This is a genomic window from Sphingomonas sp. SORGH_AS_0789 (genome assembly GCF_031453055.1).
Classification (GTDB): Bacteria; Pseudomonadota; Alphaproteobacteria; order Sphingomonadales; family Sphingomonadaceae; genus Sphingomonas.
This window is the reverse complement of sequence record NZ_JAVIYV010000001.1, coordinates 3,925,264-3,943,918: the sequence shown is the minus strand read 5'-3', so window position 1 is coordinate 3,943,918 and position 18,655 is coordinate 3,925,264. Positions and strand designations below refer to the sequence as shown.

The 18,655-nt window shown below is 66.1% G+C and carries 15 protein-coding genes and 5 pseudogenes; 12 read left to right on the top strand and 8 right to left on the bottom strand.

Annotation, left to right across the window (positions count from 1 at the left end):
• Positions 1-10: 10 nt before the first annotated feature.
• Positions 11-322: pseudogene (locus QE360_RS17820) on the bottom strand (integrase core domain-containing protein); the annotation flags it as partial.
• A 154-nt stretch (positions 323-476) separates the two neighbouring features.
• On the opposite strand from QE360_RS17820, the pseudogene QE360_RS17815 reads away from it, so the two are divergent.
• Positions 477-1,773, top strand: a pseudogene (locus tag QE360_RS17815) (IS110 family transposase).
• Between the two features lie 214 nt (positions 1,774-1,987).
• On the opposite strand, the pseudogene QE360_RS17810 reads toward QE360_RS17815, so the two are convergent.
• A pseudogene (locus QE360_RS17810) lies at positions 1,988-2,194 on the bottom strand (DDE-type integrase/transposase/recombinase); the annotation flags it as partial.
• A gap of 72 nt (positions 2,195-2,266) precedes the next feature.
• On the opposite strand from QE360_RS17810, the pseudogene QE360_RS17805 reads away from it, so the two are divergent.
• Positions 2,267-3,510: pseudogene (locus QE360_RS17805) on the top strand (IS256 family transposase).
• Positions 3,511-3,551: 41 nt separating this feature from the next.
• On the opposite strand, the pseudogene QE360_RS17800 reads toward QE360_RS17805, so the two are convergent.
• From QE360_RS17800 to QE360_RS17780, 5 genes and pseudogenes are all read right to left on the bottom strand, one after another.
• Positions 3,552-4,147, bottom strand: a pseudogene (locus tag QE360_RS17800) (transposase); the annotation flags it as partial.
• A gap of 220 nt (positions 4,148-4,367) precedes the next feature.
• Positions 4,368-4,643 (bottom strand): hypothetical protein, encoded by a 276-nt coding sequence (locus tag QE360_RS17795; protein ID WP_309703713.1) that lies wholly within the window; start codon positions 4,641-4,643, stop codon positions 4,368-4,370.
• 3 nt (positions 4,644-4,646) lie between these two features.
• Positions 4,647-7,910 (bottom strand): error-prone DNA polymerase, encoded by a 3,264-nt coding sequence (locus tag QE360_RS17790; protein ID WP_309703711.1) that lies wholly within the window; start codon positions 7,908-7,910, stop codon positions 4,647-4,649.
• Complete coding sequence (locus QE360_RS17785; RefSeq protein ID WP_309703709.1) at positions 7,910-9,697, bottom strand: DNA polymerase Y family protein; 1,788 nt, start codon at positions 9,695-9,697, stop codon at positions 7,910-7,912. Before QE360_RS17785 ends, QE360_RS17790 begins: the two co-directional genes overlap by 1 nt.
• A complete protein-coding gene (locus tag QE360_RS17780; protein ID WP_309703706.1) occupies positions 9,615-10,376 on the bottom strand; it encodes a protein ImuA in 762 nt (253 codons plus the stop codon). The genes QE360_RS17785 and QE360_RS17780 overlap by 83 nt, the downstream gene beginning before the upstream one ends.
• Positions 10,377-10,452: 76 nt before the next feature.
• On the opposite strand from QE360_RS17780, the gene QE360_RS17775 reads away from it, so the two are divergent.
• The 4 genes from QE360_RS17775 (at position 10,453) to QE360_RS17760 (ending at position 13,532) form a co-directional block, all read left to right on the top strand.
• Entirely contained in the window at positions 10,453-10,833 is a 381-nt protein-coding gene (locus tag QE360_RS17775; RefSeq protein ID WP_309703704.1) for a hypothetical protein, read from the top strand.
• Between the two features lie 12 nt (positions 10,834-10,845).
• Positions 10,846-11,472: an SOS response-associated peptidase family protein gene (locus QE360_RS17770; protein ID WP_309703701.1), complete on the top strand. Its 627-nt coding sequence runs from the start codon at positions 10,846-10,848 to the stop codon at positions 11,470-11,472.
• A gap of 324 nt (positions 11,473-11,796) precedes the next feature.
• Positions 11,797-13,287, top strand: coding sequence for a S8 family serine peptidase (locus QE360_RS17765; RefSeq protein ID WP_309703699.1), 1,491 nt, complete (start codon positions 11,797-11,799; stop codon positions 13,285-13,287).
• A gap of 35 nt (positions 13,288-13,322) precedes the next feature.
• Positions 13,323-13,532 carry a hypothetical protein gene (locus tag QE360_RS17760; protein WP_309703697.1) on the top strand — a complete coding sequence of 70 codons (210 nt, stop codon included), beginning with the start codon at positions 13,323-13,325 and terminating at the stop codon, positions 13,530-13,532.
• Positions 13,533-13,553: 21 nt separating this feature from the next.
• Here QE360_RS17760 and QE360_RS17755 read toward each other — a convergent pair whose 3' ends face one another.
• Positions 13,554-13,826: a hypothetical protein gene (locus QE360_RS17755; RefSeq protein WP_309703695.1), complete on the bottom strand. Its 273-nt coding sequence runs from the start codon at positions 13,824-13,826 to the stop codon at positions 13,554-13,556.
• A 194-nt stretch (positions 13,827-14,020) separates the two neighbouring features.
• On the opposite strand from QE360_RS17755, the gene QE360_RS17750 reads away from it, so the two are divergent.
• The 6 genes from QE360_RS17750 to QE360_RS17725 all read left to right on the top strand — a co-directional run bounded on the left by QE360_RS17750 (position 14,021) and on the right by QE360_RS17725 (position 18,494).
• Complete coding sequence (locus QE360_RS17750) at positions 14,021-14,527, top strand: hypothetical protein (protein ID WP_309703694.1); 507 nt, start codon at positions 14,021-14,023, stop codon at positions 14,525-14,527.
• A 436-nt stretch (positions 14,528-14,963) separates the two neighbouring features.
• Entirely contained in the window at positions 14,964-15,467 is a 504-nt protein-coding gene (locus QE360_RS17745) for a DUF736 domain-containing protein (protein WP_309703692.1), read from the top strand.
• 85 nt (positions 15,468-15,552) lie between these two features.
• Positions 15,553-15,768: a hypothetical protein gene (locus QE360_RS17740; RefSeq protein ID WP_309703690.1), complete on the top strand. Its 216-nt coding sequence runs from the start codon at positions 15,553-15,555 to the stop codon at positions 15,766-15,768.
• Between the two features lie 67 nt (positions 15,769-15,835).
• Positions 15,836-16,849: a DUF2493 domain-containing protein gene (locus QE360_RS17735; RefSeq protein ID WP_309703688.1), complete on the top strand. Its 1,014-nt coding sequence runs from the start codon at positions 15,836-15,838 to the stop codon at positions 16,847-16,849.
• Positions 16,850-16,915: 66 nt separating this feature from the next.
• Positions 16,916-17,113, top strand: coding sequence for a hypothetical protein (locus QE360_RS17730; protein ID WP_309703686.1), 198 nt, complete (start codon positions 16,916-16,918; stop codon positions 17,111-17,113).
• A gap of 415 nt (positions 17,114-17,528) precedes the next feature.
• Positions 17,529-18,494, top strand: coding sequence for a DUF2493 domain-containing protein (locus QE360_RS17725; RefSeq protein ID WP_309703683.1), 966 nt, complete (start codon positions 17,529-17,531; stop codon positions 18,492-18,494).
• Positions 18,495-18,655 lie beyond the last annotated feature (161 nt).

Below are 18,655 nucleotides of genomic sequence, written 5' to 3'. Positions count from 1 at the left end.
CTCCCCATTTTCAGGCCGCTGACAAGTTAGCTTCGGTTTCCTCATGCCCTTGGCGGGGGCGGCTGGTGAACTCGGCGGGTGCCATGCCGCCGAGGCTGCTGTGCGGACGCACGGTGTTGTAGTCCGTGCGCGATGCCTCGATGATCCGTCTCGCCGCAGCCAGCGAGGGGAACAGGTGCTCGTTCAGGCACTCGTCGCGCAAGCGACCATTGAACGATTCCACAAAGCCGTTCTGCTGCGGCTTGCCGGGCGCGATGTAATGCCACTCGACGCCGGTGTCCTGGCACCAGGCGAGCACGGCGTGACTGGTCAGTTCGGTGCCGTAGCACATCGGGAAGCGCTGGTTCGGGAGCCGCTATGGCCCTGTTGAAGACAAGGCCGCGTAGCGGCCGCAGGCTTCAACAGGGCAAGCCATGGCCGGTCAGCAGGTATCTAAAGTGAGGTTGTCGAGACAACACTTTGGAGGCCGACCGACCATGACCAAGCTCACCTCTACGCCTGCTGGCGCCGTGCTAGTAGCCATCGACATGTCCAAGAACCGGCAGGAGGTACTCATCGAGCGACCGGAAGGCGGCCGGCGTCGGCGGATGACCGTCATGGCGACCAGACAGGACTATGACGGCTTTGCCGAGCAACTCGCGGCCATCGGCCGCCCCATCGTCATCGGGTTCGAGGCGACAGGTAATTACCATCGCACGCTGGCACACCGGCTGCTGACGGCGGGGTTCGAGCAGCGCCTCATCTCGTCGGTCGCGCTCGCCCGAACGCGCGAGGCGCTGCACAACGGCTGGGACAAGAACGACCCCAAGGACGCGCAGGTCATCCTGCACATGCTGCGGATCGGCGCGACGCAGCGCTACGTCGACCCGCTCGCCGCGGGCATCAATGACCTGCAGGAGCTCTCAAAGACACACGAGACGATCTCCAGGATGAAGACGCAGACCTGGCACCGGATCCTGACCCATTACCTGCCGCTGTATTTCCCCGAGATCGCCCGTTTCGCAGGCAACAGCCGGTCCGACTGGTTTCTCGCGCTTATCGAGCGGTTTCCGACACCGGCCACCATCACGGCGCTGGACCGTGAGGCATTTTCGGCTGCGGCATGGCCGCTCATCGGCCGCAAGGTCTCCAAGGCACGCCTCATCAACGACATCTACGAGACTGCGTCCGCCTCGACGGCGCTGCCGGTGCCGGAGGCCTCGGCCGCCATCACCATGTTCCGCATGGTCATCGCGCAGGGGCGCAGCCTCATCCACCAGCGTGACGAGATCGAGCGGCTGGCCCATGCGCGGCTCGCCGATGACGTCGACTACCAGCTGCTGCGCAACATTCCGGGCATCGGTCCGTTCAACGCGCTGACCATCCTGGCCGAGGCCGGTGATCTGCGTCGCTTCAACCATCATCGCCAGTTCCTGAAGTTCTGCGGTCTCGATCTTGCAACGTGTCAGTCGGGCACGTTCCGCGGCCGCACCAAGCTGTCCAAATACGGCAACGCGCGCCTGCGCCGCACCTTCTGGATGGCTGCCCAGGTCGCCGCGCGTCAGCGCGACAATAGCTTCCGCGACAAGCTCGGACGGTACACCGCCGGGCACGCGGACGATGCCGACCGTCGCCGCAAGGCGATGACGGCGCTCACCGCCAAGATGGCGCGCGTGGCTCACGCCGTCATCAAGACGGGGACAGAGTACCGGCCGTTCCTCGAACGGTCGGATGCCAGGTGGAAGGACCCCTCTCTGCAAGTGCCGTGAGGGCGCTCGTCGAGCGACCCTGTAGATAATGTTCGGGCCTTCCACCTGGGTGCGTATCTCGTTTTAAGGATGGTGAGGACCACGGCCGCCCCGGCGCCGCTGGATCCTGTGTTTGCTATGGCAGGGAGCGATCCCGTTGACGGTGGGAGCCATCTGGCTGAGAATGCATGCCGCGCCGATGGTTGTCGGCGCATGGATATCTGCTGGCCAAAACCGGCCGCTGCTTCCCGACATAGGACGTTGTCGCTGACCACCATGCATGGGAGCCCGCGACGTTCGGTAATGGCGGCCAATTCCCGCACGACACGTCGTCCTGACAACGAGGTATCGACGATGCAGGCCAAGCACTCCCGGCTGTAATCGTCGATGACGTTGAGGACGCGGAACCGCCGGCCGCAGGCCAATGCATCCGACACGAAGTCGAGGCTCCAGCGCTGGTTGGGTTCCTGCGGGATCGCCATGGGAGTGTCAGGAATTTCGTGTGCGGGCGGGCATAAAGGGGAAGAAGGAGACCCGATATGTCCCGACGCAAAGAGCCTGCGATACCGAACGAGTTACTGGATCAGTTGCTGGCCGGCGGTGACGCGGGCACCGCTTTGGCGCAGGGTGGCCTGCTCGACGCGCTGAAGAAGGCGCTGACCGAGCGCGCGTTGAATGCCGAGATGGATCATCACCTCGCCGGTGAAGATGGCGCGGGCAACAGCCGCAACGGTTACGGTCGGAAGACGATCACGACCGATACCGGTAAGTTGGCGATCGACGTACCGCGCGACCGGCAAGCCAGCTTCGACCCGCAGCTGATCGCCAAATACCAGCGGCGCTTTCCAGGTTTCGATGAAAAGATCGTGTCGATGTACGCGCGCGGTATGAGCACCCGGGAGATCACGGGGCACCTGCACGATCTGTACGGCATCGACCCCGGCCTTCGCCGGGGCAGGCTGTGTCGCCCGATCTGATCTCGACGGTAACCGACGCCGTACTCGACGAGGTGGCGATCTGGCAGCAGCGGCCGCTGGATCCGGTCTACCCGCTCGTCTTTTTCGACGCCTTGCGGGTGAAGATCCGGGACGAGGGCATGGTGCGCAACAAGGCGATCCACATCGCGCTCGGCGTCCGTGCCGATGGTGCCAAGGAGGTGCTGGGCCTGTGGCTGGAGCAGAACGAGGGTGCAAAATTCTGGCTCAGGGTGATGAACGAGCTCAGGAACCGCGGCACCGAGGACATCCTGCTCGCTGTCGTCGATGGCCTGAAGGGTTTTCCCGAGGCGATCACCGCCGTGTTTCCCGACGCCGTGGTTCAAACCTGCATCGTCCACCTGCTGCGCAATTCCATGGATTTCGTGTCCTGGGACCGCAAGGGCTTGGCGACCGCGCTGAAGGATATCTACCGCGCACCCAGCGCCGAGGCGGCCGAACAGGCTCTGACGGCATTCGAGGCGGGCCCCTGGGGCACCCGCTATCCTGCCATCGGCCAGAGCTGGCGGCGCGCCTGGGCCGAGGTCATCCCGTTCTTCGCCTTTCCCGACGAGGTTCGGCGGATCATCTATACCACGAATTCCATAGAGGCCTTGAACTCGAAGCTGCGCCGGGCCGTGCGCGCCCGTGGACATTTCCCCAGCGACGAGGCCGCCACCAAGCTGCTCTACCTGATCTTGAACCGCTCGGAGAAAGAGTGGAGAATGCCGCCACGTGAGTGGACCATGGCAAAGGCACAGTTCGCCGTCATCTTCGGCGAACGCTTCATCAAGGCCATGGCGGCGTAATGTTCATCCGCCCGCCCGCACACGAAATTCCTGACACTCCCGATCGCCATCGGCGCCCGCGTGCCCAGCGCTCGTTTCCGGCCGCCGCGCTTGCGCACCGTCAGCCGCTCCTCGCGATACAGCCGGTACACCTTCTTCAGGTTCATGCCCTTGCCCTCACGCCAAAGCAGGATCGCCAGTCGGCGATAGCCGAACCGACGACGCTCGTTCGCGATCTCGCGCATCCGCTCGCGGACAGTATCGTCCTTCCCGCGAAGCGGCTCATATTGCCACGCCGACCGGTTGACCCCCACCAGCCTGCACGCGCGACGCTCGGAGAAGCCGTGGTCGGTCATCAGCTTCTCCACCGCAGCGTAGCGATCCGCAGGCCGGGTCAGTTTTTTCCTAGCAGATCCTTCAGCGCCGATACGTCCAGCATCGACTCCGCCAGCAGCTTCTTCAGCCGCCGGTTCTCGTCCTCCAGCGTCCGCAACCGTGCCGCTTCCGACACGGTCATCCCGCCGTATTTCGACTTCCAGTTGTAGAACGTCGCATCGCTGATGCCATGCTTCCGGCACAGCTCCGCGGTCTTCACGCCAGCCTCGTGCTCACGCAGCACGCCTATGATCTGATCCTCGGTAAAACGGCCTCGCCGCATCGCTCGTCTCCATCTGACAAGCTAACTTACCAATGGCATGATTTTCGGGGAGCACGTCACCGGCTGTATCTTTACCGAGGACATCAGGCGTCTCGACGCCGGGCGCTTCGACCTCTCGCGCCGCTCGCTCGCCGGACGCATCGTCCGGCCGACTTACGACCGATGCCTTGCCAACGGCGAGGGAACTGCCTTCACTTCTACCAAGGCGCTGGACATGTTCTTAATCCACCACAGCGCCGGCACGGCGCAATTGCCTTACGATCCCGGCAAACGCCGCCGTACAACCTTGCGCACGTCCAATGTCGTGCTCAGTTGCAGCGGAACTCCAGAACATGTCGAGTGGCCAACGCTCGGGGCAGTGACCGATCAGGCATCGCAGTGCGAGACGCACCTCGATCGTGTCGACCCGGTGCTCGCCCGACCGGGTCATGGCGGCGCGCAGGATGCGGATCGACAGGTCGACGACGATGCGCTGGTGTCGGGAAACCGGGCGCACGGCTCAGTGGAAGTCGCGGGATTTGATTCGCACCACCTGTTCAGGGTCCATGCCATCTGCGTGCGGCGGCCAGTAGCTGTCGCGCGGACCCGGCCGCCATCCGGCATCGCCCCGGTCGGGCGATCCGGCATGACGTGCGCCATCGCCGCGGCCGGTGGCTTGTGGAAAGTCCATCTGGCCGACCTGGGCGAGAAGCGGTCCATGGTCGATGATCCGGTCGCAGATGACGTGAATGACCAGCCCCTCGCGCTGGACCCGGCCCTTCATCCCGATCATCGCCGCCGACATGACGGTGCGGCGCTGCGCCTCGAACCGGTCGGGCCACAATATCCCATTGGCGATGCCGGTCTCATCCTCAATGGTGATGAAGAGGACGCCCTTGGCGCTGCCCGGCTTCTGGCGGACGAGGATGATGCCCGCGACTTCGACATGGCGGCCGTCCTTGATGTGGGCGAGATCGGCGCAGCGAACGATGCCGCGCCGGGTGAGATCCGGCCGGAGGAAGGCGAGGGGATGTGCCCGCAATGACAGTTGGAGCGCGCGGTAATCCTCCACCACCTCGCGGCCCTCGGTCAGCGGGCGGAGCGCAACGTCGGGTTCCAGCCCTTCCGGGCTGAACGAGGTTTCGCGGGCATCGGCGGCGGCGAAGAGGGGCAGGGGAGCCTCGCCCAGGCCCTTCACCTTCCACAAGCCCTGACGGCGATCCCCGCCCAATGCATGGAAGGCGTCCGCCTCGGCCAGGCGCTCGATCGCGGCACGGGGCACGCCCGCGCGGCGCCATACCTCCTCGACCGACTGGAAAGGCGCATCTCCTCGCGCCGCGACGATCGCCGCGCCATGCGTATTGGCGAGGCCACGCACCTGGCGCAGCCCCAGCCGGACGGCGAGGTAGCGGCCGGCGGTCGGCTCCAATGTACAGTCCCAGCGGCTGGTGTTGATGCAGGCGGGCCGCACCTCGACGCCGTGTTCGCGCGCATCGCGCACGACCTGCGCCGGCGCATAGAAGCCCATCGGCTGAGCATTGAGTAGCGCTGCGCAGAAGACGTCGGGATGATGATGCTTCATCCAGCAGCTGGCATAGGCGATCTTGGCAAAGCTGGCGGCGTGGCTCTCGGGGAAGCCATAGGAGCCGAAGCCTTCGATTTGCTTGAAAGTCCGCTCGGCGAAGTCGCGGGGATAGCCGCGCGAGACCATCCCCTCGACCAGCTTGTCGTAGAAGTGGCTGACCCCGCCGGTGAACTTGAATGTCGCCATGGCGCGGCGGAGCTGGTCTGCCTCGACCGCGGTGAAGCCCGCGCCGACGATCGCGACCTTCATCGCCTGTTCCTGGAATAGCGGTACACCCAGCGTCTTCTCCAGCACCGCGCGTAGTTCGGGCCGCGGATAGTCGGGCTTCTCGCGCCCCTCGCGGCGGCGGAGGTATGGGTGGACCATGTCGCCCTGGATCGGGCCAGGGCGGACGATCGCGACTTCGATGACGAGGTCATAGAAGCGCGTCGGCTTCATCCGCGGCAGCATCGACATCTGCGCGCGGCTCTCGATCTGGAAGGTGCCGAGCGTGTCGGCCTTCTGGATCATGGCGTAGACGTCGGGGTCGTCGTCCTGCAGGTCGGACATGCCGACGCGTATGCCCTTGGCCTCCTCGAGCAGGTTAAAGGCGCGGTTCATACAGCCGAGCATACCGAGGCCGAGCACATCGACCTTCATGAACTTGAGCGCGTCGATATCGTCTTTATCCCATTCAATGACTTGCCGGTCGACCATCGCCGCCGGTTCGATGGGAACGAGATCGTCGAGCCGGTCTTGGGTCAGCACGAAGCCCCCAGGATGCTGGGACAGATGGCGGGGTACACCGATCAACTGCCGGGATAGCTCCAGCGCAAGCCGCAACCGCCGATCGTCCAAGTTGAGGCCGAGCTGGGTGACCTGCTTCTCGCCGACGCCCTCTTGGCTCCAGCCCCAGACGAGGCCCGCGAGCGCCTTGGTAAGATCCTCCGGCAGGCCGAGTGCCTTGCCGACCTCGCGCACCGCGCCGCGCGCGCGATAGCGGGTGACGACGGCGGTTAGCGCGGCATGGTTGCGCCCGTACGTCTCATAGATCCACTGGATGATCTCCTCGCGCCGCTCATGCTCGAAATCGACATCGATATCGGGCGGCTCGCGGCGTTCGCCGGAGACGAAACGCTCGAACAGCAATTCATGGCGAATGGGATCGATGCTGGTGATGCCGAGCACGAAGCAGACGCAACTGTTCGCCGCCGACCCGCGGCCCTGGCAGAGGATGCCCCGCCGCCGGCTTTCCGCGACGATGGCGTTCACGGTCAGGAAGTAGGGCGCATAGCTGAGTTCACCGATCAGCCTGAGTTCGTGGTCGATCTGCTTCCGATACGCTTCCGGCACACCGTCCGGGAACATGCGCTCGACCGCCTGATCGGTCAGCCGTTCGAGCGCAGCTTGCGCGGTCAGGCCGTCAACGACGCGTTCGTGCGGATATTGGTAGCTGAGCTCGCCAAGGTCGAAGGTGCAGGCACGCGCGATCGCGGCGGTCGCGCGGATCGCCTCGGGAAAGGCGGCAAAACGCCGTTCCATTTCCTCCGGCGACTTCAGGTGTCGATCGGCATGCCGTTCGCGTCGATAGCCGAGGGTATCGACGGTGCATTTCTCGCGAATAGCGGTCACGACGTCCTGTAACAGCCGCGCTTCGGCGGCATGATAGAGGATGTCGCCGACCGCTACGGTGGCGACTCGCGCCGCCGCCGCCTGCGTCGACAGTTGGTGCAGGCGAAGCGCATCATCGGGACGCCGTCGGAAGGCAAGGCCGAGATAGCCGTGCGCTCCGAAGGTCTGGCGCAGTTCGAGAAGGTGGCGGGCGGTGCGATCATCGGCTTCGTGCGGCAGCAGGATCGCGATCAGCCCGTCGCGCCAGTCGCAAAGATCCGACCAGCCGAGCGTACAGCCGCCCTTGCCGGCGCGCGACTTGCCCAGCGTCAGTAGGCGGGTGAGCCGCGACCAGGCGGCCTTGTCGGTCGGATAGAGCAGCAGCGCGCGGCCATCGTCGAGGTCGACCCGCGCGCCCGGGACCATCCGCACGCCAGTTGCTTTCTGTGCCTCCCATGCTCGCACCAGCCCGGCGACGCTGCCGCGGTCGACGATGCCGAGCGCAGTGTGGCCTTGAAGCGCGGCGGCGGCGAGAAGTTCGTCCGGGCTGGACGCACCTCGCAGAAACGAAAAATGGGTCGTCACCTGAAGTTCGACATAGGTGGCCATCAGCCGAACAGCCCGTGCAGATACCAGCTCAAATCGCCGGTCGCAGGCTCGACCCCGTCGCCACGCCGGAACAACCAGAAACGCGCGCCAGTGTCGTCCTCAACCCGGAAATAGTCGCGCACCGCCCAGACCTCGCCGTCGCGCCGCCACCATTCGCCATGGATCCGTTCGGGTCCGTCGCCCGCGACCACCGCATGGACCTTGCCCCGCCAGGTGAACCGGCGCGGTGGAGCGTCGGGGAGCAGCGCGAGTACGCTTGACAGCGGTTCGGGACGCTGGAGGATCCGTACCGGTCTGCGCCAAGCCGGCCAGCCGGTGGGAGACGCGAGCGGCGAGGCGCGGCGCACCGCGCGTTCGGGCACGTCGCTTTCGACGGGGGCGGTTGTGAACAGCGCGTTCTCGCCAACCCGACCGGCGATCTGGTCGACCAGCGTGGCGATGTCAGGTGTCGGTTCCTCGCCGGTCAGGTCGCCCACCACTGCGATCGCACCGAGCGGATCGGTGCGCGTCGCCGCAAGGCGCATGGTCTCAATCCCGTCACCCGGATCGATCCGCTCTATGCGCAGGTGGAACAGGCGAGCAAGATGCGCTGTATCACGTGTCGCGCGCGCTGTGCCGATCGCGAGGCGCTGCTCGCTGCCATCGATCCGTTCCAGCAACAGCACCAACGTTCGCGCGCCGTGCCCGCGCTCCTGCAGAAGCAGCATCATGTCGCCGAGCAGGTCGGCGATGACGCGCTCGACCGCGTCGGCAGTGCCGATCGGTTCGAGAAGTCGGCGTTCGACGACTGGTGTCTCCTGCGGGACGACGGGCACGATCGGCTCCGCCACCCGGCCAAGCGCCTCATCGAGCCGCCGGACGCTGGCGAGCCCCAGCCGCCGGGCGAGCGGCCCGCGCGGCAGCGGGACCAGGTCGGCGATACGGTCGAGCCCAAAACGTTGCGCGGCGGCGATGGCCTCTGGTGACAGACGCAACGCTGCGGGGGGCAGTGCGCTGATCGCCCGTGCTTCGCCGCCGCCGGGAACCAGGGTGACGGCCTCGCGCCCGTAGCGCGCCAGCGCATGCGCTGCCCCCGGCGTACCTGCCACCGCGACCCGCGCGGTATAGCCGAAGCGTCGGCAGAAGCGGACCAGTCGAGTGCAGAACTGCGCCTCGCCACCATGCAGGTGCGCGGCGCCGGTCAGGTCGAACCATAGCCCGTCCGTTCCGCTCGGCGCGGCGGTTGGCGTCCAGTGGCGCACGGCATGGAGCGTAAGACTGTCGAGCACGGCGAGGTCTGCAACAGGATCGGCAGGGCGGATGTCCAGATCTGGCACCAGCGCGCGTGCCTGGGTGATCGCCATGCCGGGCACGAGGCCGAGCGTGAGCGCCGCCGGGCAGGCCGCGACGATCACTTGGCGCTGGCCGATCGCCTCAGCGAGGATCAGCGGCTGCATGTGGGTGACCGGGCTGGCCGACCCTGACAGGTGGGCTGCCTCGGCAGACAGTGCCCGTTTGAAGGGATGCTCGGCCGCCTCCGACCGGCGGCCCAGTTCGCGCATCGTCGGTTGCTGGTGAAGCGGCAGTGCCGCCGCCTCTTCGGCGATCGCCCCACGCGTGCCCTCAACCTGCGCCCAGCGCGCACCCGGCCGCCAGCCTCCACCCCGCGGTACCGAACAGGCACCGGGGTCGTCGTCGATCGGCAATATGGGCGCAGGCCTCGGCTCAGGCAGCGCGCGCGGCCGCTCCAGCCGCCGCAGTCGCTCGATCGCGAGATGCGGCAGGTAGAGCGAGGCGACCCGTGTCATCGCATGCCTCCAAGTCCATCGTGAAACCGGGGCCGCCACGCTGGCGGGCCAACTCGACTGTCCAGCGGGCGCGGCCGACGCCGGGGGCAGGCAATCGAGCGGACGGCGCGCACGCGATTCGCCAACGGGTCATCGCCGCCGACAGCTCGGTCAGCGGGCAGACGCCCTGCCGTCGCCAGCGCCGAAAGAGCAGGGCAGGGGTGCCTCCGGTCATTGCCGCCAGTTGCAGCCGCCGGGTGGCGACCATATCCGCGCGTTTCACCTCGCCGACCACAGCCGCGACGCCGCCGTGGCGCAGGCCATCCTCCATGACGGCCAACACGTCCTTGTCCTCTCGCGTCTCGACGAACAGCAGCGTCGCCGGATCGAGCCCGCCCTGTTCGAGCCCCGGTGCGTAAAGATCGAAGCGGGTCAGCGCCCACAGGACGCGGCGTCCTGTCGTCGCGGCGACCCGCGCGGCGATCCCCACCACGAACAGCGTCGCTGCCGCATCGTCGCTGAGCGTCGTCGTAGCCGCTGCGATCTCGTGAAGGCCGCCAAGCGTCAGGCCGCCATCCGCCAACCGGCCATCGAGCGCGTTGATCCCGAACGGTAGAATCGCCGAATCGTTGGCCCGCGCCTCTCCGATGCTCTCGCGGAGGAGGGCCATGGCGTGATGACGACGGGCTTCGATGGACATGGTTGCAGCGACTCATATGTTCGCCTTATGTTCCGTAAATCCTTCCGATTGGTCAAGATGTTGCGGAGCGCTGCCGATGGACGACAATGCACCAGTACGGGGCGATGGCAGCGTTCCCGCTGGCCATGGTGATCCTCTATTCGATCACATCGGCCGCCGGTTGCGCACGCTGGAGGAATGTGCCTTGCACAAGCGGACCCTTCGGCTGACCTGTCCCCGATGCCACCATATCCGCATCCTCGATGCGGTTCCGCTTTGGTGGCTGTTCCATCGCCGGGGGTGGGATGGGGCGATCGCTGCGGCAAGGGAGCGCATGCGCTGCGCGCATTGCGCAAAGGGCGGCGGTCCGCCGGTCCGGCCCGGCATCGCGATCGTGCGCGATCCGCCCACCGGCGAGCAGCTTCCCTCTCCCGACGTGGCGACGTGGAAGAAGCTTGTATCGCGCTACCGCTCGTGATCGAACGGTGGAATGTGCAATCTTTACAGACTCAAAACCGACGTGCGCGACTATTTCGACGCGCTTGCCGCATCCGAGGACACGGCCAATACCCTGTCGGTCGAGAAGGACTATGCCGCTCCCGGAAAGCCCGGGTACGTCGTTCGTCAACAGGACGGTGCGCGGGTCGTAAGCACGATGCGATGGGGGTTCCCAACCCGAAAGCCACGCAAGCGTCCGGCTCGGGAGGGCGAACTCCCCTTCCTCTACGACTGGTGGACCAACGCCCGGAACATGCAGAGCAACATGTGGCGGACATGGTTGGCGCAGCCCGAGCAGCGCTGCCTGGTGCCGTTCACACGCTTCGCCGAACCCAAGGCCGCTGCCGACCGGCAAGGGCCGGGCGATACCAACTGGTGGTTCGCCGTCGAGGACCAGGCGGTGCCTTGCTTCGCCGGGCTATGGAAGGTCGACCAGGACCATGACCGGGTCTATGCCTTCTGCACGACAGAACCGAACCCGCTGGTCGCGCCCAAGCACCCGAAGGCGATGCCGGTGATCCTGCTGGCAGACGATCATGAGCGCTGGCTAACCGCCCCTGCCGATCAGGTCATGGATTTGCTCGCGCCTTACCCATCGCAGCTCATGCAGGTGAAATAGTGCTGTCTCGATACCTTCCGGCGATGAATAGCATCGCAAATTGATCCATAATGAAGGTAATCGTCCGGACGATCAGAATGATCAATGTCTACAATGGTCACATCATCATCGGCGAGCAACATCAGGCATCCGCGTGTTTTCAGCAGCCGCAATGAACAGAATCATACGCACCGCCGGTTACGTCATAGCGGTTCTGTGATAGATGTCTCCGCGGATCGCCAATCGCGGCGATCCGTGGCGGTTGCGGACAGCCATGCGGACGAGGCACTGATCCATCTCGCCGTGTGCCAGCGTCCAGCCGCCCGTATCAGGGGAGACGTTGCTGTGGCCCGTTTCGTCATCGCCAATCGCCGCGCCGGACGCTTCAGTGCGGATGCCAAGGTCGCCTCACGCTTCTCGGTCGGCGTTGCTCTGGAGGGAATGTCCTCAGCCCGGATCGTCGAGGATAATGAACCCGAAGATCCGCTCGCCCGTCGCGTCGTCGTGGTGGAGGCTGACCCGGTCGAAGTCGAGCGCGAGCGCGCCGCGGCGGGGCCGGATACGATCATCGAACCCGAGATCCTCCATCACCCGCTGAACGTCCTTCCACCCGATCTGATCGGCGCCGTGCCGATCGGGGTGATTCCGGCAGCGATCGACAATGTCACCCGCATCACGGTGACCGGTAGCGGTGCAGGGCTGGCGGCTTGCCGCGTCACGGTGTTTTTCCGCGGGTTCGGCGGAACGTCCAGCGCCGAGGCGATCACCGACCCACAGGGACGCTGCGATGTCCCCAATCCGGCCCGTGCCGTCGTCGCGGGTGTGCTCGCACTGCCCAACGGCGGATTCTGGCCGACGCTGTCGCGGGGGGCCGCAACGGCGATTGACTGCGTACCACTTCCGACGGACGGCCCGCTAGGCTGGTGGCATGCCGCAACCGGTATCGATGCCTTCGATCCTGCGCTCGGCTCGGGCGTGCGCGTCGGCGTCATCGACACCGGGCTCGGGCCGCATCGCTGCCTGCAGCATGCCCATGGCATCGGCAGCTTCATCGATGGCGTCGAGGATAACGGCCCCGGTGCCACCGACGACAGCGAGGGGCATGGAACCCATGTGGCTGGGACGATCGGGGCGCGTCCGGTCGGGCAGGGCGATTATGGCGGCATCGCGCCGGGTGTCGACCTGTTCGCCGCGCGAGTCTTCGCGCCCGGCAAGCTCGCCTCCAACGCCGACATCGCCAACGCGATCGATGCCCTGTCGCGTGGTCACGGTGTCGACCTCATCAACATGAGCCTCGGCGCGTCGACGCCATCCGAGGTGATCCATGACGCCATGCTCGATGCACTGGAGCGTGGGACGTTGTGCGTGGTTGCGGCGGGCAACGAAGCCGGACCGGTAAGTTACCCGGCGGCGTTCCCGGAGTGCGTGGCCGTGTCCGCCCTTGGCCTCGCGGGCTGGGCTCCTCCGACATCGCTCAGCGCGACCCGCCTGCCACAAGCTGCGGACCGGTTCGGTCGCGACAACCTGTTTCTCGCCAGTTTCAGTTGCTTCGGTCCGGAGATCGACTGCGCGGCACCGGGCGTCGGCATCATCGCGCCCGTTTACGATCCCGATGGACGGAGCGACGCGCTGTTCGCGGCGATGGATGGCACTTCGATGGCATCACCGGTCGCCTGCGGCATCGCGGCGGCGCTTCTGTCGCGTCAGGCGGGGCTTGCGACGCTGCCGCGAGATGCGTCCCGCGCGGCATTGTGCCGCAGCCTGCTCACGGCAGGCTTGCAGGATGTCGGGCTCGCGCCGAAGTATCAGGGACGCGGTATCGCCTTCCTGTCGTAGCTGCTATGGTGACGCCGGAGACAAGTGGACAGATCATGCGGTTCGTCGTCGCAATCAAACGCGGTCTGCACGGCCAGGGTGTCGAAGCGACCAAGGCCGGGCAGGTCCCCGGTGTGACGCTGGTCGGCGATGCCAATCCCGACCGCGTGATCGTCGATGCCACGGACGAAGCCGTCACGGAGCTGCGCCGCCGCTTCGGTGCGTTCATGCATGTCGAGCCAATGATCGGTCACTCGACGCTATAGCCTTCGCACCTGACCGGTTCTTCAATCGTCTGCAGGAACGCCCCGACCATCGCGAATCGCCTGTAGTTCCGGAAGCAGCCGCGATCGGCGAGCCGATGGCCGAACGCCCCGCGAAACGAACTCGATCAGTGGATCCTTTTCACCGGGCTCGCCGAGGTGATAGGCGGTTTCGCCATCCAGTTGCACCGCGTCGCCGGGCGCCATCGCCATGATGGCGATCGCCTGCTCCCGGGTCACGAGTGTAGTGCAAGAGACACCTGCCGACCGGTCATCGATAGTTAGAACATAGCGCATCGCGCCTCCCTTACGGAGGCGGCCGGATCGGAATCAATATCGATCGTTGCGATGTCGCGCATGCCGTAGGAAAGTAGTCGGGCCAACCTGCCCAAGCGACCGGAGGCCTCAGATGATCGCTTGCCCGCGGTCTTTCGGGCTTCCTCGCACCAGCTTGTCAGTCACGCCGGCGGGCTTGATGCAGATGATCCGCCATGCGTCTCGATGATATACTTGCACGCCGACGCCGGCGCTATCCACGACCGCTTCCGACCTTGCCGGACATCTGCCTGATCGACATTCCGCAGCCCTACGCATCGCCGTCGCTGCCACTCGGCCGCTATTATCCCGTCATCATCGAAACGGAGGCGGAATGGGCGGAATGGGATCATTTCCTCGCAACCAATCGGATCGTGCCTTGCGCTCCCGACCTCTTCGACCGTCGCCCGTCCGCGCTCCATGCCGGCACGATCACGTTCGCGCACTATGATCCGGCCGAAACGGGTTGGCCGTGGATCTTGCTCTGCTGCTGGCCAGCCGATCATGTCGCCCGCGCAGGCGACGAGGGGGATCTGTTTGCCCGCTCGGCCTATTCGGTCGAGATCGCTGCGACCCATGCCGAACGTGACGCCATGGCAGACCGAGTGCTGGACAGGCTCGGGCGGGATCGCACGGTGAACCTGACGTTTATCCCGGCATCGCCGGTGGCTGGCAGAGGTTGACGCCCTGACTACCGCTACCCTTTCCATCCGGCACTTCCTTCGGCGGCCCTGCCGATAGGTCGAGGATACGGGCCGCGCGGATAGGCGGGAGCCTCGCCTGACCCTGCGGTTCGCGCAGGGGACCTCTGCGGCACCGTTGGGCCTTCCGCTCCGTGGACGATCGCCGTTCCTTGACGAACGCCGGGCACTCACTCCGGGTCGATCGGGGGCCGTGCACCACTGGGCATCGTCGGTTCAGCGCGGACGTGTCGGTCAAATTTTGGCGGCGGGGCAGGTGGCGGGCGGTGCGCATGGGCGTCGGGATGCGTGGCGAGGTGTGGAGGCCGTGGCGAGCGTCGGCGCGCGCGGTGGGTGCGGGATCAGAGGAGAGGAGGATCGAGGTTCGTGTCGCCGGGAATGAGCCTGAGAGCGACCTGAATGTCGAAAGGTTGAGACGATGAACATCGGTGAACTTCGCAACGTCAATGGCCGTCTGATGGGCTCGATCGCGACCCGCACCATCGACCTGCCGCGGATCGGCCTGCGTCCAGTCGAGAACGACAATCCGCGGGCGCCGAAATACGAGGTCGTAGCGCTCAACGTCGCACGGCGCTGGGTGCAGATCGGCGCCGTCTGGGAAGCGGTGATGAAGCGGACCGGCGAGGTCTTCCTTGCCGGCACGATCGATGATCCGAGCCTGCCCGAGGCGCTTCCCGTCGCCCTGTTCCCCGCCACCGATTTTGATGGCTACATGGTCGCGTGGCGTCGCGATACGATGCGGTCCGACATCGGCGGCGGCTTCGGGGCGAGCAACTACGACCGGGAGCAGGGCGAACGCAGCCGCGGCGGGAATACCCGCGACCAGCAGGACAGTGGCTTCGGTGAAAGCACGGCCGGAGTGGGTGGCGAACTGGTCGGCGCTGACGGCCCAGGCGATCTCGACGACGACATGCCGTTCTGATCGACCGCGCCCAGCGCAAATCGGGGCCGGGGGAGCATCGCTTCTCCGGCCCTTTTTCCTGTCCGACCAGCCGAAAGCCAGCATCGTGACAAACCACCTGTTCCCCACCAGCCTCAGCGCCAACTCCGCCGGCTTCCCCGGATCGAGCGTCAGTTCCGCTCAGCGGGTCCGACCCGTCATCGAGATCGGTGCACTGATCGCCCGAACCTTCGATCTGCTCGAAGGCACGAGTTTCGAGCCCCTCGCGCCGCAAATCGCCTCGGGATTGATCAACGGCGCGCGGCACCGACGACAGGGCTGACGCTTCCATCCGAGCCCGGGGCCGCGTGCGTGGCCCCATCGTACCGTCATGTACCGGAGCCAGCATCATGACCGATACCGCGTCATCGGGCAGCGTCCGCAGCTTTGCCGACCTGCCGAACCTGTACAAGCAACTGACCGCCACACCCGAATTCGAGCGGGCGTTCGGCGATCCCATCCCCCTGTCGATCATCGAACCCGGCGAGGAGCCCGGCGAACACGACATGCCCGATCCGCTGGCGGTGCAGGCGGATTGCGGCGCGATCATCGCCACCCTGTTCGATCTCTTCGTCGACACGCGGATCGAACCCTTGGCGGCAGAGGTCGCATGGGGCTTCGTCAACAGCTTCCACTTCACCGCGCAGAAGCTGGAGCGACGCGAACAGGCATTGGCCGACGAACTGGGTGACCTCGCCCGCCGGCCGGACCTGAGCGAGGTCTACAACCGCGAGATGGAGGAAAAGCAGCTTCTTTGCCAGTCGATCGCCGAGCACCGCGAGGCGATGGAGGTGTGCCGCGACTATGCCGCCGAAATGTACCGGGTCCAGACTGGCTGGCCGTGGTCCCCGGCGCGGGGCAGCCGGGCTTCGAAAGCCTCGACCGCCACGCAAGTCGCGATCCAGGACTATCTCCGCCAGCGGGAGCTTGATCAGCGCGACCGTTACCTGCCCCGGGGGCCGCTGGTCGTCGCCTCCGGCCATGCCCAGTGGCATGACTGGCAACCGATCTGGGACCGTCTCGATACGATCCGTGCGCGCATCCCGACCATGACCGTCGTCACCACCGCGCAGCGCAAGGGGTTCGACGCGATCGTCGCCGCATGGTGTGCGAGCCGGAACGTGCCGCTGCTGGCGTATGGACTGGTCGGCGGTGGGCGACGCGCGCCGTTCCTGCGCAACCGCAAGCTCGCCGAGTTGAACCCGGTCGAGGCGGTCCTTGGCGAAGGCTCGGGCATTCAGGCCAATCTCTACCAGACGCTGCGGCAGGCGGACGTTCCGATCCACGCCTTCCGCAAGGCGGATCAGGCCCCGATCGAACGGGTCGGCCGGCCGGGTGGCCCGGCACTGCGCCGCGCCGCCTGATCCTTCATGCCAACCTTGGGGGGTGGCGCGATGCGCGGCATCCCCTAATTTTGGGAGTTCATCATCATGCGCGTATATGGAGGTTGCATCGAACCGGACGGCATGGACCTCGACAGCGAATGGTGGACCGCACCGTGTCCCAAGTGCGGAGCGCCGGCGCGGCATGGTCACGTCGAGCAGCTCGAGGGCGGCTGTATCAACGCCTATCATCCGGTTTCCTGCACGACCTGCGGTCATTATGACGGCTTCTGGGACGACCTATAAGCCGAGCGCGAATGCGACAGTGGCCTGCGGCAGGCGTCGGAGGTCCACGCACCCTGCGGCGCTATCCGGTAATCCGGAGCGACAATGGCCTCACCGATCATGGTAAGCGGCGAAAAGGGCCGCCATGGGCATCGAGCCCATGCCGGTCCTTGGGCGCTCGTGGCGACTGTCAGGGACAATATTCTCTCTCAACAAGTCCTATCGTGGCACGGGACCGCACCGGCCTCAAGGACGGCGGGGCCCCACCATTTTTCCCGGCGGAGCCAGCGTCGTCCTCCCCCCAGAGCGCTTCGGCCGCCGGGAAAAATCGTGACCCCCACCGCCGCTAACGCGGTCGGGCTGGCGCCCGATCCTTGACCCCGGTGCTCGGAGCCCGTGCAGGGGAGGAGACCTCTTGAAGAAGAAGGAGGTTCTCATGACCAGCACCGACGTTTCCCGCTTCGCCGACATCACTGACATCTTCGCCGAACAGACCGGACACCCGTCGAGCAGCTTCGCCGCCGCCTTCACCGAGACGGTCGACGGCTTCCAGATGACCCGTGGCGACGAACCGATCACGGCGGGACTTCCCGACGCTTGGGAGGCCGAGCGCGCGTCGGAGATGGTCGTGCAAACGCTCTTCGATGTGATGCGCGATACCCGGCTGGAGGACATCGCCGGCCGACTGGCGTGGGGCGTCGTCCACGCCTTCCACAAGGTCGCGCAGCAACTCGATCAGGAAGCTGACCGGGCGGCAATGAAGGTCAAGGATCTGATCCGATCAGCCGACGGCAGCGAGGTCGGCACCGTCGAGATTGAGGAGGCGCAGACGCTCTGCCAGTCGCTGGACGAGGCACGAGAGGCGGTCGCCTGCATGCGCGACCGGGCGGCCGAAACCTACCGGGTCGAAACCAGGCGGCCATGGTCGGCTCCGCGCGCAACGCTGGTATCGAGCAAGCGCACCGCCTCGGTGATCGACGGCACGAATTTCCTCGCCGCACGTCGCCAGCGCCGGATCGAGGCCCAAGCGCCGCAGGGGCCGGTGGTGATCTTCTCGGGCGGGCAGCGCTGGCATGATGACCGGCAACTCTGGGATCGTCTCGACCAGATCAAGGCGCGGGTTCCGGCAATGGTGCTGGTGACAACCGCTCAGGGCAAGGGGTGCGACGCGATCGCAGCGGCATGGGCGGCCAGTCGCGGAGTGACGCTGGTGGCGATGACGCTCAACCATCGGCTCGGTAGTCGGGCAGGGTTCGCGCGCAACGAGCAGCTGATCAAGCTGCAACCGGTGGAGGCGGTGGTGTGCGAAGGCTCGGGGTTGCAATCGCACCTCGCGCGGGCGGTTCGGGCGGCGGGGATCCCGGCGCATTTCTTCCGCTATGACGGACAGCAGGCGGCGTGAGCCGCTTGGCGGGGCCGGTCGGGTTCATACCCGGCCGGTCCCCATTTTTTTTTGTCGGTCGGTTGGCTCGCTCCGGCTCGGGACGACGGCCCTGGCGGGCCGTGTCCGTCGCCGGACCGATGCGGCGGCGATGCCGCCGGCCTCCTGCGCGCGGCTCCGCC

Coding starts and splice junctions, on each gene's coding strand:
- QE360_RS17770 (WP_309703701.1), top strand. CDS start 10,846: ATGTGCAATCTTTACAGACTCAAAACCGACGTGCGCGACTATTTCGAC.
- QE360_RS17725 (WP_309703683.1), top strand. CDS start 17,529: ATGACCAGCACCGACGTTTCCCGCTTCGCCGACATCACTGACATCTTC.
- QE360_RS17745 (WP_309703692.1), top strand. CDS start 14,964: ATGAACATCGGTGAACTTCGCAACGTCAATGGCCGTCTGATGGGCTCG.
- QE360_RS17760 (WP_309703697.1), top strand. CDS start 13,323: ATGCGGTTCGTCGTCGCAATCAAACGCGGTCTGCACGGCCAGGGTGTC.
- QE360_RS17790 (WP_309703711.1), bottom strand. CDS start 7,910: ATGGCCACCTATGTCGAACTTCAGGTGACGACCCATTTTTCGTTTCTG.
- QE360_RS17730 (WP_309703686.1), top strand. CDS start 16,916: ATGCGCGTATATGGAGGTTGCATCGAACCGGACGGCATGGACCTCGAC.
- QE360_RS17775 (WP_309703704.1), top strand. CDS start 10,453: ATGGACGACAATGCACCAGTACGGGGCGATGGCAGCGTTCCCGCTGGC.
- QE360_RS17785 (WP_309703709.1), bottom strand. CDS start 9,697: ATGACACGGGTCGCCTCGCTCTACCTGCCGCATCTCGCGATCGAGCGA.
- QE360_RS17780 (WP_309703706.1), bottom strand. CDS start 10,376: ATGTCCATCGAAGCCCGTCGTCATCACGCCATGGCCCTCCTCCGCGAG.
- QE360_RS17735 (WP_309703688.1), top strand. CDS start 15,836: ATGACCGATACCGCGTCATCGGGCAGCGTCCGCAGCTTTGCCGACCTG.
- QE360_RS17750 (WP_309703694.1), top strand. CDS start 14,021: ATGCGTCTCGATGATATACTTGCACGCCGACGCCGGCGCTATCCACGA.
- QE360_RS17755 (WP_309703695.1), bottom strand. CDS start 13,826: ATGCGCTATGTTCTAACTATCGATGACCGGTCGGCAGGTGTCTCTTGC.